Genomic DNA, 16483 nt, shown 5'->3' on the forward strand with positions numbered 1-16483 from the left:
CGCCCCTCTTCTCCCTACACGAGGCCGCCGCCGATGGCCCCCAAGCACAGCTCCACAAAGCGCAAGCCCCCCGAGCCGCTGATGCCCGCCTCTTGGGACGCGCCCCAGGTGTTCCGCGACCGGCTCGGCGTCCACGCCGGCCGGCAGCGGCTGATGCAGAGCGACGGCCAGCTGCTGCTCGTGCTGCACGCGCCGCCCACGGCCGACGAGACGCACCGTCGCGGCCGGGTCTTCTGGCGCAACGCCGAGGGCCGCTGGCTCCCGGCGTCGCTCGCCCACGGCGGGCACTCGGTCAACGAACTGCTCGACGAGTACGAGGCGGCCACCGAGGCGCTCGACGACCGCGCCGACACCGCCGACGGCGCCGCGGAGATGTTCAGCGTGCTCACCGAGCTGAACCCGCTGGCCCGCGCCGCTCGCAACCTGTACGGCGTGTTGCAGGAGGCGCGCGAGGCCGACCGCAGCGACCCCAGCCTGATCCCGCTACGTGACCGGGCGTACTCGCTGAACGTGCGGCTCGAGTTGCTGCAGCAAGAGACCAAGCACGCGCTCGACTACCTCGTCGCGCTGCGGGCCGAGGAGCAAGCCGTCTCGTCCGCGCGGCAGTCGCTCGCCGCCCACCGGCTCAACAAGCTGGTCGCGTTGTTCCTGCCGCTCGCCACGCTCGGCGGCGTGCTCGGCATGAACATGTCGAACGGCCTGGAGAAGCTCGACGCCCGCCACGCGCCGCTGCCGATCATCGGCGTGCTGCTTGTCGGGCTGGTGATGGGCTTGCTGCTGAGCATTTACGTCACGCGTAAGAAGTAGCGCTTCGTCGCCCTGCGGGCTCCCAGAAGTTGGCCCAGAGAAATCTGAAATACCTGTCGGCGATTGTCGCCCCAAAGTTTTCAGCGCACGAATGGCCCGAACGGGTCTCGAAAAAACGCAGCAGAGCCGCCTTCTACGAGCGTCTCTTCCGGCTCAACGCAACGGGCGGAAATTTAACGACCTCCTGCGGCGCCCAATTATCTTTGTAACCGGCTGCGCACCTAATTTCGACAATCGCTTTTGGGCCATACTGGCGTAGGCGATTGTTGGCCGCCGTCACTTTTTATAAGTCGCCGCCACGTAGGGATTTAGCCCCACGTCATTAATCGGGTCAAGACATTTCTCGGCGCTTTAATTGGCCGGCCGGCGGTTTTTGAGCGCTCCGCGGCGATGAGGGAACCACGACGGAACGAAGGGACGACGAGGCGGCCGCGAGGGGGGCTGTGTGTCGATCACGGCGGGCGGTGATGACGGCACGCTGTTCACTCTTTTGCTTGAGGCGCGCATGGCCTGGAGTGATGGGGCGCGGGCCGACGGCTCACCACCAACCGCGCACGCCGAATAGCATCGTGGAGAGTTCGACCGACTCGATGTCGAGGTACTCGTAGCCGGTGTAAGCCTCGAAGTCGCGCCACTGGACGCCCACCGTCGTGCGGCCGCGGAATAGGTGGGTCTCGCCCAGTCGGCCCCAGTCGATCTCGGCCGAAACTACGTACGGCTTGCTCGGCAGGTAGTCGAAGCCGTACGTGAAATTGAAGCCGACGTCGTCCCGGGCGTCGGCCATCCAGTTGACGCCCAGGCCGCTCCGCCAAACCGTGTAAGAGTTCTGTGCGAAGCGGAACACTAGGTTGGCGTCGCCGAGCGTGAGGCTGTCGCTGCCGCCGCCAACCATCCGCTCGGAGTACTCCACCGCCGAGGCGTCGAGCGTCATCCGAGCGACGGGCAGATCGACCTGCAGCTTGGCGCCGACCGAGTCGATGTCGGAAAAGTCCGTGCCGTACTCCACGAGCCCGCGGGCCGACGACACACCCTCGGTCGAGCGGCAAAACCAGTCCGTCTCCTTGAAGCCGTGGTCGGTTTCTTGCTGGCTATAGCTCTCGAAGCGGTCGCAGCAAGGCTCGTCGAACATGTAGTACGGGAGCAAGTAAGGCGTAGCGAGCGCGAACAAGCCGAGCTCCGCAAAGAAGCTGTCATCGTCGCAGCCGTCGTACGATCGGCGCCGGGTCTTGCGGCTTCGCGGCGGCTCCTCGGTGGTGGGGTGCGTGTTCGGCGACACGACCGAATCACGGATCGCCGACAGTTGCTGCGCCGGCGCCGCCCGCCCGCCAAGCAGCAGAGCACACGCCAGCAGCCACGTCGCCGACAGCCTAGCAGGGGCCATGAGGGGAAAGCTCGGAGGGACCTTTTAACGAGAGAGCGGGGGGAGGATAGTCGCGCGAGCGCCAGGGGGCAACCGCGCTTGCGGCGTGCGGCGCCAGCATTGGCGCCGAGGGGAGGGCGGCGGTACGCGGTGCGATTGCGCGTGGTTGGTGAGCGTTAAAAGGGCGCCCACTACCCGGGGCTTCTTGTCGCCTGCGGCGAAGCGAGGTTCAAGAACCTGGGCTACCCGGTCTTATCGAACGATCCCGGCTGGGGTCGACGCCACGGGCCGTCTGGCTCGCTCCTCGAAGGGCTTCGAGGGTCGCGGCCGATCGATGGCAACAGGAAGAAGGTGATTGGGAAAGCAAACTCGAACAGGTAGGCGACAACGCGGCTGGGCCAGGTGGCGAAAAACTCTATCGGACGGACGATCATCGCAGCGAGTCCGAGCAGAAAGGCGGAAAAAGCAAGGACGTCGAGCAGCACCGATAGCCACAACGGATCGTTCGCGACGTCTGTGCCCACACTAACGGAGTAAACGAAGAGACCGAGTGCCAGCAGAAACGAAGTCAGGGCGAGCTTAGAGCTGGTGAGCATCAGGCGTCTTGGGGAAGGCGGCGAGGCAGAGGCTGCAGAGGGGGCCTGGTCGTCGGACGCAGCGGGGCGGATGGACATCAAATGTCGGGTGGCTGGGGTCGGAGCCGAAGGCGTAGCCCCCAGATTTAGCAAGTGGATGCCGCGATCGTGGTTCTCCGGGGGCTCCGCTCCGCTACGACCCCGGGCACCCGGCGGAGGGCATATTTATATTTTGTGGCTCCGACGAGAGAGCCACTAGAGATTCTCAGACCGGTTCGACTCCGACTCTTGGCCGTAAAGCCTACGAAACACCTCGCTTTGCTCCCAGCCTTCGGGTAATCCCGTGTCTCTTACCTCTGAAGGAGGTTGAACATTCTTTTGCTCGGGCGCACATCCCCTTGCTCGAAGAATACCCAGGGGGAAGGCCAACAGCATGCTCAGGATAATAACCCATCGAACAACTGCTGGATTGTTTTTCCAAGAGATATCGTTTTTTACTAAGCTTCTCTTGGTAACTTGCGATGGGGTGTCTTGTCCGCACAGTTTCTCGGCGTCATGACCGGGCATCGACTTAGCATCTGAGAGCGAGCTCCGGTCGATTGCAAAGGAGTCAGAACTCGAATCTTCGGTGGAGGAATAATAGAGAATATTGCTCCAATTCGAGACTCCCAACGAGTATAGCAAATTGTTCGCGTATTGCGTTTGCTGGCCCTGAGCGGCGTCAGAGAATTTTTCCCTCACATGCTCAGCCACCTGATCTACACCGCTAATGTAATCCAACAATTCGTCGAACGTGTCGTCTGACTCCCACTCACCGAGCTCGAAGATTTCGCAAGGCTCGAGCAGAAAGTAGGAATTCTTATTTCTTTCGTCCGCCAGAAAGGCTTGTGTGCTCTCGATTAGGGCATTGACTTCAGGGTGCTCGACTCGCCTCAAGAAGTCCAGCAAACGCTGAACACCGATTTGGTAATCTCCTGCGATCGCCTCCGCCTCTGAGGAAGCCCATATCGACGAGGGGCATCGCTGTGGATTTCCGGACACCAACAACATGAACGCGATGGGGATGTCGTAGTTGAACTCGGCAATGCCGACGGTACGCAGCACTTCTAGGGAAGTGTCCCTGCTGGGCAGCCGGTTGGCTGAATAGAGGTAGGATCGATTCGCCATCCGCCCTGCCTTTCATTGGACAATATTAAGAATATACGGCCATGCACACACAAGCGTATGTGCATATCGCTTGTCAATGCGGGTCATTCAGGCCCTTCATAGAGAACGTCATCGGCGTTCTTCGCGAACCAGCCGTCTTCGCGGGTCGTCGCGGTCGCGGCGGGTGGCTGGGGTCGGAGCCGAAGGCGTAGCCCCCAGATTTAGCAAGTGGATGCCGCGATCGTGGTTCTCCGGGGGCTCCGCTCCGCTACGACCCCGGGCACCCGGCGTCGGGCTCTTGGCGGCGGCGGTGCTCGCCGTACGCGTCGCCCGACATGCGGCCCGGCTTCTTCTTCTCCTTGCGACGCTTGCCCGCCCGCAGGGCCTCGTCCAGCAACTTCCTCAGCCGCTCCAGCCGGCGGACCGGCACCGCTCGCTGCCGGCGGAGTGAGGCCGACGAGTCGTCGTCGACGCCGATCGGCCGCAGCCTGAGTGAGTCCCGATCCGCACGGTGCCTGACGTGGGTGACTACGCCCCGTGTCGCGGACGCTTGCGGATCGGACTGGCGAGGGCTGCGAGCCCCAGCCCCGTTGCGAGCCAACCCGAACAAGGCTCTGGGACCGCTAGAACGCTCCAGCCGAAGTCGAACAAGGACAACCGATCTAATCTCACGATCGGATCGTCCGAGTCTAAGTCGTAGTCGTGCCCAAAACCCCAAGAGTACTCACTGAACTCCCAGACCCCGCCCGCGTCGACCTCAGTCAGCAGCGTCTGGTGGGCCTCGGCAAAACTTGCGGGCACGCTCGTGTTCAGACCGCTATCGTGATTCGGGGCGTCGACACGCAATAGTCCGCCAGACGTATAGTTGGGGATGCCGGTCGAGAAGTCGAAGTAGGTTAAGTGCTCGGTGGTGTGCAGGACGACGTCCTTGATGGGCTGTAGGGTCAGGCTGTCACCGGACGAAGACCCCCACACGCTGATCTCGATCACCCCATTGGGCTCCCAACGAGTGAACTGATCCGAGCTGGACGTGCGGCGGAAGTCGAGGGGATCGTACTCGAATGAAAGCCGCGCCCGCTCGCCCACTACACCCTGATGAGAGAGCTGGCTTACAACTCCTACACCGACAACACGGTACGTGGTTGCGGCGTAGGCCGAACTGATAAACAAGCCGTACCAAGCTGCCGCGGACAGCGCGAGCGTCAGACTCTTGAAAGAGTCGCGACCCACAAGGCGCCGCGTGACAGGCTTGATGTTGCTCATGAGACGGCCTTGGGCTGGAAAGAGAAAGGGCGCTTCGAGGGATGAGTCCGGCCCGACCTCTGGGTCTATCAGGCCAGAGCGAGAAGCGTGTTCACAGACAACCGCGTATATTAACCAAGACGGACTGGACTGCCAAATAATATGTTGATGTCGAAAGTGCGTAGGATAGGTGCTCGCACCCATCTTCGGATGGTGGGCGATTGTTCGTGTCGGGCAGTCGAGTGCGGCTAGACCGTTGGCTCGGCCGTTTCCTGTCGATGAAGCGACCCTCTGGCTCTGGCAGGGAAGATGGGTGCGAGCACCCATCCTACGGACTGAGGTGCGGCGGGTGGCTGGGGTCGGAGCCGAAGGCTTAGCCCTCTAATTTAGCAAGTGGATGCAGCGATCGTGGTTCTCCGGGGGCTCCGCTCCGCTACGACCCCGGGCACCCGGAGCCACACAGCGATGCAATCAATCGGATAACGAGAGACTCGAAAACAGCGGCCGGAAGCACAAAACAGGGTAGCCCAGGTTCTTGAACCTGGGTGGCGCAGCCACAAGAAGCACCGAGACGAGGTAAGCGTCAAATGGGGCGATCCCCTACCCGGGGCTTCCTGTCGCCTGCGGCGACCCAGGTTCAAGAACCTGGGCTACCCGGTTACTGTGCTCATGGGCATTGTTAAACGCGCTCACAAATCCACCTTCACGCTCAATTCTTTGAGCTGCTTCGTGTCCACTTCGCCGGGGGCCTCGGTCATCATGTCCGTGGCCTTCTGGGTCTTGGGGAAGGCGATCACGTCGCGGATGTTGTCGTAGCCGCCCAGCAGCATCACGAAGCGGTCTAGTCCTAAGGCGATGCCGCCGTGCGGGGGGGCGCCGTATTGCAGGGCTTCGAGCAGGAAGCCGAAGCGGTCGTCGGCCGTCTCCTTGTCGATGCCGAGCAGCGAGAAGACCTTCGATTGGACGTCGGCGTCGTGGATCCGGATCGTGCCGCCGCCCGCCTCACTGCCGTTGATCACCAGGTCGTACGCCTTGGCGCGGCAGCGTTCCGGGTCGCTGTCGAGGAACTCGACGTGCTCGTCCAAGGGCGCGGTGAAGGGGTGGTGCATCGCGCTCCAGCGTCCCTCGGCCTGCGGGTTGTCGGACTCGTCCGTGCGCTCGAACATCGGGAACTCGGTGACCCAAGAGAAGCTCATCGCCTTCTCGTCGTAGAACTTCATCTCCTCGCCGATCTTGGTCCTGAGGGCGTGCAGCACCTTGCAGGTCCCCTTCCACTTGTCGGCCGAGAAGAGCACGAGGTCGCCCTTCTTGCTGCCGAGGCGTGTGGCCATCTCGGCCAAGAGCTCCTCGGGGAAGAACTTGGCGATGTTCGAGTTGAGCTTGTCGCCCTCCTCGCACTTGAACCAGGCGAGGCCCTTGGCGCCGAAGCCTTTGACGAACTCGGTGAGGCCGTCGATGCCGCGGCGCGAGTAGTGCTCGGCGCCGCCGGGGACGTTGATCGCGCGGACGTGGCCGCCCGCCTCGACGACCGACTTGAACACGCCGAACTCGCTCTTGGGCGCGAGGTCCGTCAGGTCGACGATCTCGAGGCCGAACCGCAGGTCGGGCGCGTCGTGGCCGAAGCGTGTCATCGCCTCGTCGTAGGTCATGCGCGGCAGCGGCAGCTTGACGTCGAGGCCGAGGAGGTCTTTGGCGAGCTTCTCCACGAGCGTGTCGATCACGGCGATGATGTCGTCGTCGTCGATGAACGCCATCTCGAGGTCGAGCTGGGTGAACTCCGGCTGGCGGTCGGCGCGGAGGTCCTCGTCGCGGAAGCAGCGGGCGACCTGCACGTAGCGGTCGTAGCCGGCCATCATCAGGATCTGCTTGTAGAGCTGCGGGCTCTGCGGCAGGGCGTAGAACTTGCCGGGGTGGACGCGCGACGGCACGAGGTAATCGCGGGCGCCCTCGGGCGTGCTGCGGCCGAGGATCGGCGTCTCGACGTCGACAAAGCCCTCGTCGGCGAAGTGGTCGCGCATGCCTTTGACGATCTTGTCGCGGAGCAGCATGGCGCGCTGCATCGCGGGGCGACGCAGGTCGAGGTAGCGGTGCTTCAGGCGGATCTCCTCGCCCGGCAACTCGGTGACGCTCTCCGACGGCGAGACGGGGGGCGACTTCGCCTTGTTCAGGAGCTTCATCTCCGTCACGCGCAGCTCGATCTCGCCGCTCTTGTGCTTCGCGTTGGCCATCCCCTCGGGGCGCGGCTCGACGTTGCCGGTGACCTGCAGCACGTACTCGGCGCGCAGGTCTTTGGAGGCCTCGATCAGGTCGGCCGGGGTGTCGGGCGGGTTGAACACCACCTGGGTGATGCCGTAGCGGTCGCGGAGGTCGACGAACAGGCCGCCGCCGTGGTCGCGGTAGCTGTCGACCCAGCCGCAGAGGGTGGCCTGGGTTCCGGCGTCGGTCTTGCGGAGGTCGCCGCAGGTGTGGGTTCTAAGCACGTTCTTATCTCGGGTTATGTTGAAACCACAGAGGCACAGAGGGCACGGAGGACGAATTTAAGAATGGGACGCGGATGAACGCGGATTGAACGGATCAGAATCAAAACCAAACCTGTTCAATCGGTTACTCCGCTCCACTTGATGGGGAGGGGAAAGTTCGCGTCCTATTCGTCCGTCCTCGGCGCCACTGTGGTGAATACGGTCGGGTCGAATCCGCCATTGTAAGGCGCCCGGCTACGCCTTGGAACGTAGCGGCAGGGAGCGGAGCCAGTCGCCCAGCCGCTGCATGCCTTCCTCGGTGGAAATGGCCGGTTTGTAGCCGAAATCTTGCCGCGTGGCCTCGATATCGAACCAGTGGTCGGTGGCCAATTGGCGGGCGACGAAGCGGGTCATGCGGGGCTCGCGGGCGAAGTCGCGACGGGCCCAGTGCTTGGTCTCCAGCAGGGCGCCGGCGGCGTAGGCGGCGCGGGCGCCGATCGACTTGCTCACCGGCGGCTCGCCGGCGAGGGCGAGGATCTGGTCGATCCACTCCCAGCAGACGACCGGCTCGCCCTGGCTGAGGAAGTAAGCCTTGCCCGCGCAGGCCGGGTCGGGCTCGGCCAACGCGTCGGCCGCCTGCAGGTGGGCGGCGGCGGCGTTCTCGACGTAGACCATGTCGACCCGGTTGGTCCCCGTGCCGACGCGGCGGAGCTGGCCGCTGCGCGAGCGTTCGACCAAGCGGGCGGTGAGGTGGTGGTCGCGGGGCCCCCACACCAGGTGCGGCCGCAGCGAGCAGGTGCGCAGCGTGGCGCCGCGGCCGCCGCTTCCGTCGCGGGGGCGCACGGGCGTGTTGTCTTGCGACAGCACGAACTGCTCGGCGAGCGCCTTGCTGTGCGGGTAGTGGGCGAGCCACTTCGTGGGGTAGGGCGCCGAGTTGTCGACGCCGCGCTGGTCGGCGCCGTCGAACGTGACGCTCGGGCTGCTGGTGAAGACCATCCGCGGGACGCCCTGCTCGGCGCAGGCGCTCAGCAGGTTGAGCGTGCCGTGGACGTTGGCGTTGAAGTAGTCGAACCAACGGCCCCACACGCCGACCTTGCCGCCGACGTGCAGCACGCAGTCGACGCCGCGGCACGCCTCGACCACGGCCGCGCGGTCGGCCAGGTCGCCGCGCACCATCTCGACACCCGCCGCCGTGAGCTCCGGGTAGTCGCCGCGCGCGAAGCCGCGCACCGAGTCGCCGCGGGCGAGGAGCATTTCGCAGACATACCGGCCGAGGAAACCTCCGGCGCCGGTGACGAGGGCGTGCATGGTGTCGTGGAGCGGGGTGAGGGCAAAAAATCCCCCTCCCCTGCAAGGGGAGGGGCTAGGGGAGGGGTCTCGGCGTGGTTCCGCCGAAGTCTCACTCCTGCACCCAACGCCTACATCCCCCTCACGAGCAAGAAGAGGTGAGTAGAGCTCGAAGCAACTGGGCACAGGTGAGAGACGCCGGAAGAACAAAACCGACCCCCTCCCCCAACCCCTCCCCCCTTGGGGGAGGGGAGCAATTCGGGCCCTATAGCTTGCCACGCAATTGCCGTTTCGCCCAGACGGCGAGCTTCTCGCGGAAGATCTTTGAGTTGTGTCGGATGTCGACCGGCAGCGCGTCGCACCGCAGGAAATGGCGTATTCCGTCGAGATGCGGGTTTGCCCGCACCAGATTGCGGAGCGACTCCTCGATCGCCTCGTAGAGGGCGTCGAGCGTCTTGTAGTCCTTTTTCGTGAGCGCCGACTTCAGGCCAACCGGCTCGTAGACGAGCACCGGCGTCTGCTCGCCCAGCGGCCCCAGGCCGACCAGGGCGGTGCGGCCGACCATCGGGGCGGTGTTGAACACGCTCTCGGTCGGCACGGTGTAGAGCGTCCCCTCGGCGGTCACCACGCGGTGCGACTTGCGGCCGCAGAACCAAAACCGTGTGTTCGGGCTGTCGGGCGGGCCGTCGAGGTAGCCGAGGTCGCCCATCCGGCGCCACACGGTCTCGCCGTCGTGCACCAGGGCCAGGGCGTTGTGGCGGTAGCTGTCGTCGCCCACGTAGCCGCGCGACACCTGCGGGCCGCGGACCATCAGCTCGCCGATCTCGCCGGGGGGCAGGGCCGCCGTCTCGCCGATCGTGGCGAGCGGCGTGTCGCTCAGCCGGATCACACGCCACTCGATCGACGGGAAACGCCGCCCCACGCAAACCCCCACGCCGCGGTCGGTCTTATCGGCGGTCTCGCCGAGGATCTCGGTCGAGCTGATCGTCGAGAGCGGCAGCGCCTCGGTGGCGCCGTAGGGCGTGTGCAGCACGGCGTCGAGCGCGAGCTTGCCGAGCACGCGGCGGATGGTGCGCGCCGGCACCGGGGCGCCGCAGCTGAACGCCTTGCGGAGTGTCGGGATCTGCGAGAACTCGCCGTCCTCGCGCAGGCCGCACTCCTCGGCGTGGCGGCTGAGCCGGTCCCACACCGACGGCGAGGCGAACGCCTGGGTCGCCCGCCAGTCGTTGGCCGCGGCGATCACCTTCGACGGGTCGCACGACGCCGGGCGGCTGAAGTCCATCTCGGGCAAAACCGTGGTCACGCCGCTCGCCACGTTGAACAAGCCGAACAGCGGGAAGCACGACAGGTCGACCGGCTTGGCGGCGTTCTCCTCGTCGCCCTCGGTGGCGCCGAGTTGGTACTGCCGCTGGATCTCGTCGGCCTGGGTGGTGAACGTTTCGTGGCGGTAGAGCACCCCCTTCGGCGCGCCGGTGCTGCCCGAGGTGAACACGATCGCCGCCGTGTCGCTCGCCGCCGTGTTGGGCAGGGCGATGGCCCCGCCGGGACGCGCCGCGCCGAGCGGCGAGGGGGCGCTCGTCTCGCCAAAGTGGCGCAGCGTGCCGAGCGACACGCCCCCCAGGCCGAGCCCCAGCGGGGCGCCGACCGTCACGTTGAGCCACGCCTTCTCGAACCGCTTCTTGAACACGCTGCGCAGCAGCTGGCCCGCCGGGATCGCCACGAAGCCCTCCGGCTCGGTCGACGCCAGGCAGCGCACCACGTTCCGCTTGCCGAGGCCGGCGTCGACCAGCACCATCGTGGCGCCGCTGCGGAGCAGGGCGAACACGAGGGCGACGAACTCGACGCCCGGCTTGACCAACAGAGCGATCCGCGTGCCGGGCCTGACGCCCATCGACACCAGCCCGTGGGCCAACAGGCTCGCCTGGCGGTCGAGTTCGCCGAAGGTGATCGTGCTGTAGCGCACGCCGCAGGCGGTGTACTCCTCGGCCCGCCGGCGGACGCGGCGGCCGTCGCAGCGCGAGCGGCCGTCGTAGGCGACCAGCGCGATCTCGCCCGGCTTGCGCAGGGCGGTCTCGGCCAGCCGATCGGCCACGTTCACCCGCGGCGGCCCGGCCTCGGGAAGGGGACCGGCGGCGTCTTGGGAGACGGAGGGACGGACTTCGGGGGTGAATTCGCCAGGATGCATCCCGGCAATTGTCGCCAAGGGGCCCATAGGGGGGTAGGTCCTCCCGGGAGGCCGCGGACCCGAAAAGCCGGTCCCGGCGGCGTGAATCGGCCCCGCGAGCGGGGGCCTTCCACAAGAAAACCTACGTTGCGATCGGACGGGTTGCGCCGGCGGCAGAGGCCCCATCAGACCAAGGCGGCGGAGCGCAACCCGCTCGTGCGGGTCACAAGGGTTGTGCCCACGGGGGATTGCCGCAGCGGCGTGCGGCATTTGGTCGCGGGTGGGAGGGCTGAAGTGTGCTCAGACTGGAGTGTGCCCTAGCGTGTCGTCAGTGCAGCTTAGGGCGCCAGCCCAACAAGTACATCTCACTGGCGGCACGCCAGTGGCGCCCTGCGCGGTGAGAGAACATCACGTTGCTTCGCGATCCCATCCCGATCATACGATTTCGTGAATATACAAGTCCCCTGAAATACCTCAAGGAGCCGGTTGTTGATGAACACCGAGTCGTGAATCTAGCCGAAGATCCTTTGTCCTCTCACCTTCCGGAGTTATTATCATTACCATGGCATCATCATTTAGTACTGTCTCTACTCGAATCTCGGATGTCCCTGCAGCCAAATTGAGCTCGGCCATGGTGGGGTTGCCACGGATCATGCCTAACCGGCAAGTTTCTCGCTCGTTGTGCGTGACCGTAATCCGTTGTTTATCAATCTGAACGTAATTGTCATCCGAACCGATTTTCAACGAATCGAATGAGCGCCGTCCGGAGACCAGATCGGCTAGCTCCATCTTGAGTTCGGTACATTCCGCATGAACTTCTCCAATACGCCTATCGGCCCACGTTTCGTACCCAATCATGAATATAAGTGCGGCTACCGCTACACCCAAAGGGCTTCCCCATAGCTGGAAATATTCTTTCGTAGACATTTCACCATCCTTTTATTGAGTAATTTACTGACATACCGGGTATCCCAGGTTAAAGAACTTGAGCTACCCATAGGTTACACAGACAGATCGATTGCTCTCACCCCAGCTGCCCGATCGTCTCCCGCACGCTCTCCGCGCTCGCCCGGAACGCCGCCTCCTCGTCGGCCGACAGGTCGGGCCCGAGCTGCTGGGTGACGCCCTTGCGGCCGATCACGCAGGGCAATGACAGGCAGACGCCCGTCACGCCCAGGAAGCCGTCGATCCGGGTGGAGACCGGCAAGGTGTGCAGGTCGTTGTGGGCCATGCTGCTGGTGACCATCGCCGCGGCATGGGCGATCGCGAAGTCGGTGTAGCCCTTGCCGGCGAACACCTCCCAGGGCGACCTGCGGGCCTGCTCGAACAGCTCATGGAGGTCGCCCGCGCGGTTGGCCACGCGCATGCCGCCCGCCTCGGCGATGCTGATCGCCGGGAATTGCGTCTCGCCGTGCTCGCCCAGCACATAGGCCCGCACGTCGTGCGGGTGGATGCCCAGCCGCTGCGAGATCAGCGAGCGGAACCGCAGGCTGTCGATCAGCGTGCCGGCGCCGATCACCTTCCGCCACGGCCGATCGGTCAGTTCGAGGATCAGGTGCACCAGCGCGTCGACCGGATTCGACAGGACCAGCAGCACGCTGTAGGGGCTTTGGTCGGCGATCTCGGGGATGGTCTCGCGGAACATCTTGCCGTTGGCGCCCGCCAACAGCTTGCGGTTCGGTTTGTCCAAGGGCGCCGAGTGGGCGAGCACCACGAGGTCCGACCCGGAAGTCGCTTCGAGGTCGCCCGCCTCGATGTGGATGGTGCGCGCGAGCAGCGCGGCGGCGTGCGTCAGGTCCAAGGCGTCGGCGTGCGCCTTCTCGCGGCGGCGGCTCACCAGGACCAGCTCCTCGACGTCGCCCCCCATCATCAGCGCGTGCGCGGTGGCGGCGCCGACGTGGCCCATTCCGATGATCGAGACTTTCATGGCGATACCCTCCTTGGCGTGACCGGTCAGGCCATGATCATAGCAATTCCTTTAGCTCGAACAGGAGCTGGCCGGTTCCCTGCCAGACCAAACCGATCTGACAGATCGCCTCGACCGCGACGCAGATCTGCGAGATCGCCATCCCCGCCAGGGCGAACTGGCTTACCGCAAAGGGCCCCACGCCGAACTGTGAGAGGTTGAAGAACCCGCAGCTGAACTGCCCCACTGCCAGCCAACCCTTGGCAAAGACCGGCATGCGGTTCTCCCGGTACTTGAAGGAGATGTGAACGAGCGGCAATCCGAGGAATACTTGCGGGCTCTTGTACTCGAAGCCGTAGCCATCCCAATCGGGGTCACTCGGGCGGGGAGCGCCGCACTGGGGACAGGTCGTAGCTGAAGGGCTGACTCCGTTGCCGCAGTCGCGGCAGGGGTTGGTCGCCATCGATCCTAGCTCCTGTCGAGGATTTCTTGTTTCTCGCGTTGGTATTCCTCTTCCGTGAGGATGCCCTCTTCGCGTAGCGCGTGCAACCGGCGGAGCTTCTCGTCGAACGGCAGGTCGGAGCCCGCGGCCTCGGAGCCCGATAGCTTGCCGGCGACTTCCGACAGGTCGACGCCCGCCTCGTCGAGCGTGTCTTTGAGCATGCCGCCCGACATGCGGCTCCACGGCTCGACGTCTTCGCGGGCCTTCTCGGGGTCGAGCACCAGCCCCGACCCGGCGAGGCCGGCGCGGCCGACCGTCGTGACCGCGCCGCCAGCGATCAGCAAGACGACCCCCGAGAAGGCTCGCAGCATGCCGCTTTGGGCGCGACCACGAAAGTTATTGAAGTTGCCAAAGTTCATCGCGAAAGTGACGAACGTCGAGAGGAACAACAGCAGCCCCAAGAGACTCATCCCCATGCCGACGTAATAGACCGCCTTTCGGCCTTCGGAAACTTGCTTGCGTTTCACGGCGGGTGGTCCTCCTTGATTGCACGGCCCCCGCCCAAGCTTGGTCGGGGCTAATTTCGAATGTAGCGGGGACGTTTCAATATATCAGAGACTCACGGCCCAAGAAAAAACCCCATAGCCCCGACCAAGCTTGGTCGGGGCCCGGCCCAAGCGATCAAGCCTCCGGCGAGGCCGGCGCCACGGCGGCGCCGTTCGACTCCGTTCTCGCCTTCACGCCTTCGCCTTTCGCGTCTTCCTCGGCGCCGACGAGCTTCGACAGGCTCTCGGGGATCTCCACGCCGCCGATGTCGCGCATCACCTGCATCATCGGCGGCAGCGTGCCGGCCATGCCGTGCAGGAAGTCGGCCGTGTTGGTGCGGCCGTCCTTGCCGCCGCCGTTCTCCCAGACCACGACCTTGTCGAACTTGATGTTGCTGATCGCCTTGGCCGAGCTCTCGGCGAGATTGTCGAGGTGCTCGAGCATCATGAGCTGGAACGCCTCGCGGGCCCCGCCGCACGCCTCGACGATCGCCTTGAGGCCCTCGCCCTTCTTGGCCAGGATCTCGTACTGGCCGCGGGCCTCGGCGTCGAGCTTGGCGAAGATGGCCGCCGCTTCGCCCTCGGCCTCCAGGCGCCGCTTCTCGGCCTCGGCCTCGGCGTTGACCACGGTGCGGGCCTTCTCGGCCTTGGCGACGGCCTCGAACTCGGCCCGCTTCTCGGCCTCCACGCGTTCGGCCTCGGCCAACGCGGCCTTGGCCATCGCGCGGTTCTGCACCTCGATGACGGCCGCCTCGGCCTCGCGTTTGGCCGACTCGCCGCGCTCGTACGCCTCGGCCCGTTGGACGAGGAGCTCGGCCTGCGACTTGGCGACCTTGGCCTCGGCCACGTTCTCGCCGTCCACCGCCGTGGCGTTGGCTTCGGCCACGGCGATACGCTTGTCGCGGTCCGCGTCGTTGACCTCGACCTCGCGTTGGAACTCGGCGGTCCGCTCGCCGACGGTCTGCTCCTTGAGCATGTTGGCGACTTGCACCGCCCGGTCGCGCTCGGCGGCCTTCTCGCCGACGGTCTGCTCCTTCATCAGCTCGGCGATGCGCACCAGCTGCTCGCGTTCGGCCTCGCGGGTGCCAATCTCACGCAGCTTCGTGGCGTTGGCCACCTCGACGACCCGCTCGCGCTCGGCGTCGGCCACGCGGATCTCGCCGCGTTTCTCCTCGTCGGCCACGTCGGCACGGGCCGACTGGATCGCCTGGGCGGCCGCCTTCTGGCCGATCGCGTCGATGTAGCCCGACTCGTCCGTGATGTCCGTGATGTTGACGTTGATCAGCACCAGACCGATCTTCTTGAGCTCCGGCTCGACCGAGTTCTGGATGTGCTGCAAGAAGGCGTCGCGGTCGCGGTTGATGTCTTCGATGCCCATCGACGCGATCACCTGCCGCAGTTGGCCGAAGATGATCTCCTCGGCCTGCCCGCGGATCTCGGCGATCGAGAGCTCGAGCAGGCGGATCGCGGCGTTGTTCATCACGTCGGGCTGCGTGCCCACCGCCACGGTGAACACGCTGGGGACGTTCACCCGGATGTTCTCGATCGACAGGGCGCCGCGTAGCGGGATCTCGATCTGGATCGGTTCGAGGCTCAGGTAGCGGTAGTCCTGCACGAACGGCAACACGTAAGTGGCGCCGCCGTGGATCGTCTTCGATGTCTCGCCCTTACCGACCAGCATGCCGTACTTCACCAGCACCTGGTTGCTGCTGCAGCGTTTGATCGTCGCCTTGATGAACGCGAACAAGAAAGACAAACCGAACAGCACCGCGAGGCAGATCGCAACGAACCAGAAAAGCGGGTGGTCGGTTATGCTCTGCTGAGCGAGCAGCGGCGCGACGCTCACGGTGTATGTATCCAACATGGGAAAGCTCCGGTGGGTGTTTGCTTGTTTGGGGCAGCGCCGTCAGTCGGTGGCGATGTCAGCCTGTGGCGACGGGGTTCTGGCTGGGGGCCTCGGCGGCGATGGCCGCCACTTCGACCGTGTCGCTCGAAACGATGTCGGTCACGACGATCTTCTCGCCCGTGGCGAGTCGCGCGTCGCCCGCCGTGACCGCTTGGTACTCGACGGTGCGTCCCTGCAGCATGAGGTGGATCTTGCCCGCCCGCGGCGGGTCGATCGGCACATAAACCTGTCCGGTGAGGCCGACGGCGCCGCGGATGTCGAGGTTGCCGGAGGTTTCGAGCTTGAAGACTTGCTTGAAGGCCCAGTAGACGGAGTACATGGCGGCGTAGCCGGCCGCCAGCGCCACGGCGAGCGACACACCGCTGTTCAGCCCCGAGGTCGAACACGCCTTGCCCGCCAGGCCGAAGAACGTGACGGCCGCCGTGACGGTGCGCAGCGAGATCATCTCGAACAGCCAGAAGCCGCTCGCATCGCCCCCGTCGAGGTCGGCGTCGGCGCCGTCGAAGGGGCCGTCGATCGCGTCGTCGGCGCCCTCCATGCCGAGCAGCATCGGCAAGGTTTGCAGCAGCAGCGCAGCGCCGCCGCCGATCGCGCACCAGAAAAACAGTTCGTCGAGCATCGCAGCGCTCCGGGTTGGCGAACGC

The 16483-nt window shown here is 65.1% G+C and carries 15 protein-coding genes; 1 reads left to right on the forward strand and 14 read right to left on the reverse strand.

Annotated elements, in window-relative coordinates; genetic code table 11:
• Nucleotides 1-33: 33 nt before the first annotated feature.
• Nucleotides 34-807 (forward strand): CorA family divalent cation transporter, encoded by a 774-nt coding sequence (locus Mal64_RS09450; RefSeq protein ID WP_197525616.1) that lies wholly within the window; start codon nucleotides 34-36, stop codon nucleotides 805-807.
• A 538-nt stretch (nucleotides 808-1345) separates the two neighbouring features.
• Here Mal64_RS09450 and Mal64_RS09455 read toward each other — a convergent pair.
• The 14 genes from Mal64_RS09455 to Mal64_RS09515 all read right to left on the reverse strand — a co-directional run bounded on the left by Mal64_RS09455 (nucleotide 1346) and on the right by Mal64_RS09515 (nucleotide 16458).
• Nucleotides 1346-2188, reverse strand: coding sequence for a hypothetical protein (locus tag Mal64_RS09455; protein ID WP_146399473.1), 843 nt, complete (start codon nucleotides 2186-2188; stop codon nucleotides 1346-1348).
• A gap of 221 nt (nucleotides 2189-2409) precedes the next feature.
• Nucleotides 2410-2763 carry a hypothetical protein gene (locus Mal64_RS09460; RefSeq protein ID WP_146399475.1) on the reverse strand — a complete coding sequence of 118 codons (354 nt, stop codon included), beginning with the start codon at nucleotides 2761-2763 and terminating at the stop codon, nucleotides 2410-2412.
• Between the two features lie 234 nt (nucleotides 2764-2997).
• The gene (locus Mal64_RS09465) at nucleotides 2998-3909 is read right to left on the reverse strand and encodes a DUF7822 domain-containing protein (protein WP_146399477.1); all 912 of its coding nucleotides are present in this window, start codon (nucleotides 3907-3909) and stop codon (nucleotides 2998-3000) included.
• Nucleotides 3910-4156: 247 nt separating this feature from the next.
• Entirely contained in the window at nucleotides 4157-4318 is a 162-nt protein-coding gene (locus Mal64_RS19785) for a hypothetical protein (RefSeq protein ID WP_197525617.1), read from the reverse strand.
• Nucleotides 4319-4416: 98 nt separating this feature from the next.
• Nucleotides 4417-5151, reverse strand: coding sequence for a hypothetical protein (locus tag Mal64_RS09470; protein ID WP_146399479.1), 735 nt, complete (start codon nucleotides 5149-5151; stop codon nucleotides 4417-4419).
• Nucleotides 5152-5819: 668 nt separating this feature from the next.
• Nucleotides 5820-7610, reverse strand: coding sequence for an aspartate--tRNA ligase (gene aspS / locus Mal64_RS09475; RefSeq protein ID WP_146399481.1), 1791 nt, complete (start codon nucleotides 7608-7610; stop codon nucleotides 5820-5822).
• A 234-nt stretch (nucleotides 7611-7844) separates the two neighbouring features.
• Nucleotides 7845-8897 (reverse strand): NAD-dependent epimerase/dehydratase family protein, encoded by a 1053-nt coding sequence (locus Mal64_RS09480; protein ID WP_146399483.1) that lies wholly within the window; start codon nucleotides 8895-8897, stop codon nucleotides 7845-7847.
• Between the two features lie 244 nt (nucleotides 8898-9141).
• Nucleotides 9142-11061 carry a fatty acid CoA ligase family protein gene (locus tag Mal64_RS09485; RefSeq protein ID WP_197525618.1) on the reverse strand — a complete coding sequence of 640 codons (1920 nt, stop codon included), beginning with the start codon at nucleotides 11059-11061 and terminating at the stop codon, nucleotides 9142-9144.
• 453 nt (nucleotides 11062-11514) lie between these two features.
• Entirely contained in the window at nucleotides 11515-11967 is a 453-nt protein-coding gene (locus tag Mal64_RS09490; RefSeq protein ID WP_146399487.1) for a hypothetical protein, read from the reverse strand.
• Between the two features lie 97 nt (nucleotides 11968-12064).
• Nucleotides 12065-12967, reverse strand: a complete 903-nt coding sequence (locus tag Mal64_RS09495; RefSeq protein WP_146399489.1) for a malate dehydrogenase — start codon at nucleotides 12965-12967, stop codon at nucleotides 12065-12067.
• Between the two features lie 37 nt (nucleotides 12968-13004).
• A complete protein-coding gene (locus Mal64_RS09500) occupies nucleotides 13005-13409 on the reverse strand; it encodes a zinc ribbon domain-containing protein (protein ID WP_146399491.1) in 405 nt (134 codons plus the stop codon).
• Nucleotides 13410-13414: 5 nt separating this feature from the next.
• Entirely contained in the window at nucleotides 13415-13915 is a 501-nt protein-coding gene (locus Mal64_RS09505; RefSeq protein WP_146399493.1) for an SHOCT domain-containing protein, read from the reverse strand.
• A gap of 154 nt (nucleotides 13916-14069) precedes the next feature.
• Nucleotides 14070-15797: a flotillin family protein gene (locus Mal64_RS09510; protein ID WP_146399495.1), complete on the reverse strand. Its 1728-nt coding sequence runs from the start codon at nucleotides 15795-15797 to the stop codon at nucleotides 14070-14072.
• Nucleotides 15798-15855: 58 nt separating this feature from the next.
• Nucleotides 15856-16458, reverse strand: a complete 603-nt coding sequence (locus Mal64_RS09515; RefSeq protein ID WP_146399497.1) for a hypothetical protein — start codon at nucleotides 16456-16458, stop codon at nucleotides 15856-15858.
• Between the last annotated feature and the right edge of the window lie 25 nt (nucleotides 16459-16483).

The organism is Pseudobythopirellula maris, from assembly GCF_007859945.1.
Classification (GTDB): domain Bacteria; phylum Planctomycetota; class Planctomycetia; order Pirellulales; family Lacipirellulaceae; genus Pseudobythopirellula; species Pseudobythopirellula maris.

Coding starts and splice junctions, on each gene's coding strand:
- Mal64_RS09480 (WP_146399483.1), bottom strand. CDS start 8,897: ATGCACGCCCTCGTCACCGGCGCCGGAGGTTTCCTCGGCCGGTATGTC.
- Mal64_RS09485 (WP_197525618.1), bottom strand. CDS start 11,061: ATGCATCCTGGCGAATTCACCCCCGAAGTCCGTCCCTCCGTCTCCCAA.
- Mal64_RS09495 (WP_146399489.1), bottom strand. CDS start 12,967: ATGAAAGTCTCGATCATCGGAATGGGCCACGTCGGCGCCGCCACCGCG.
- Mal64_RS09455 (WP_146399473.1), bottom strand. CDS start 2,188: ATGGCCCCTGCTAGGCTGTCGGCGACGTGGCTGCTGGCGTGTGCTCTG.
- Mal64_RS09470 (WP_146399479.1), bottom strand. CDS start 5,151: ATGAGCAACATCAAGCCTGTCACGCGGCGCCTTGTGGGTCGCGACTCT.
- Mal64_RS09490 (WP_146399487.1), bottom strand. CDS start 11,967: ATGTCTACGAAAGAATATTTCCAGCTATGGGGAAGCCCTTTGGGTGTA.
- Mal64_RS09510 (WP_146399495.1), bottom strand. CDS start 15,797: ATGTTGGATACATACACCGTGAGCGTCGCGCCGCTGCTCGCTCAGCAG.
- Mal64_RS09460 (WP_146399475.1), bottom strand. CDS start 2,763: ATGCTCACCAGCTCTAAGCTCGCCCTGACTTCGTTTCTGCTGGCACTC.
- Mal64_RS09465 (WP_146399477.1), bottom strand. CDS start 3,909: ATGGCGAATCGATCCTACCTCTATTCAGCCAACCGGCTGCCCAGCAGG.
- Mal64_RS09515 (WP_146399497.1), bottom strand. CDS start 16,458: ATGCTCGACGAACTGTTTTTCTGGTGCGCGATCGGCGGCGGCGCTGCG.
- Mal64_RS09450 (WP_197525616.1), top strand. CDS start 34: ATGGCCCCCAAGCACAGCTCCACAAAGCGCAAGCCCCCCGAGCCGCTG.
- Mal64_RS09500 (WP_146399491.1), bottom strand. CDS start 13,409: ATGGCGACCAACCCCTGCCGCGACTGCGGCAACGGAGTCAGCCCTTCA.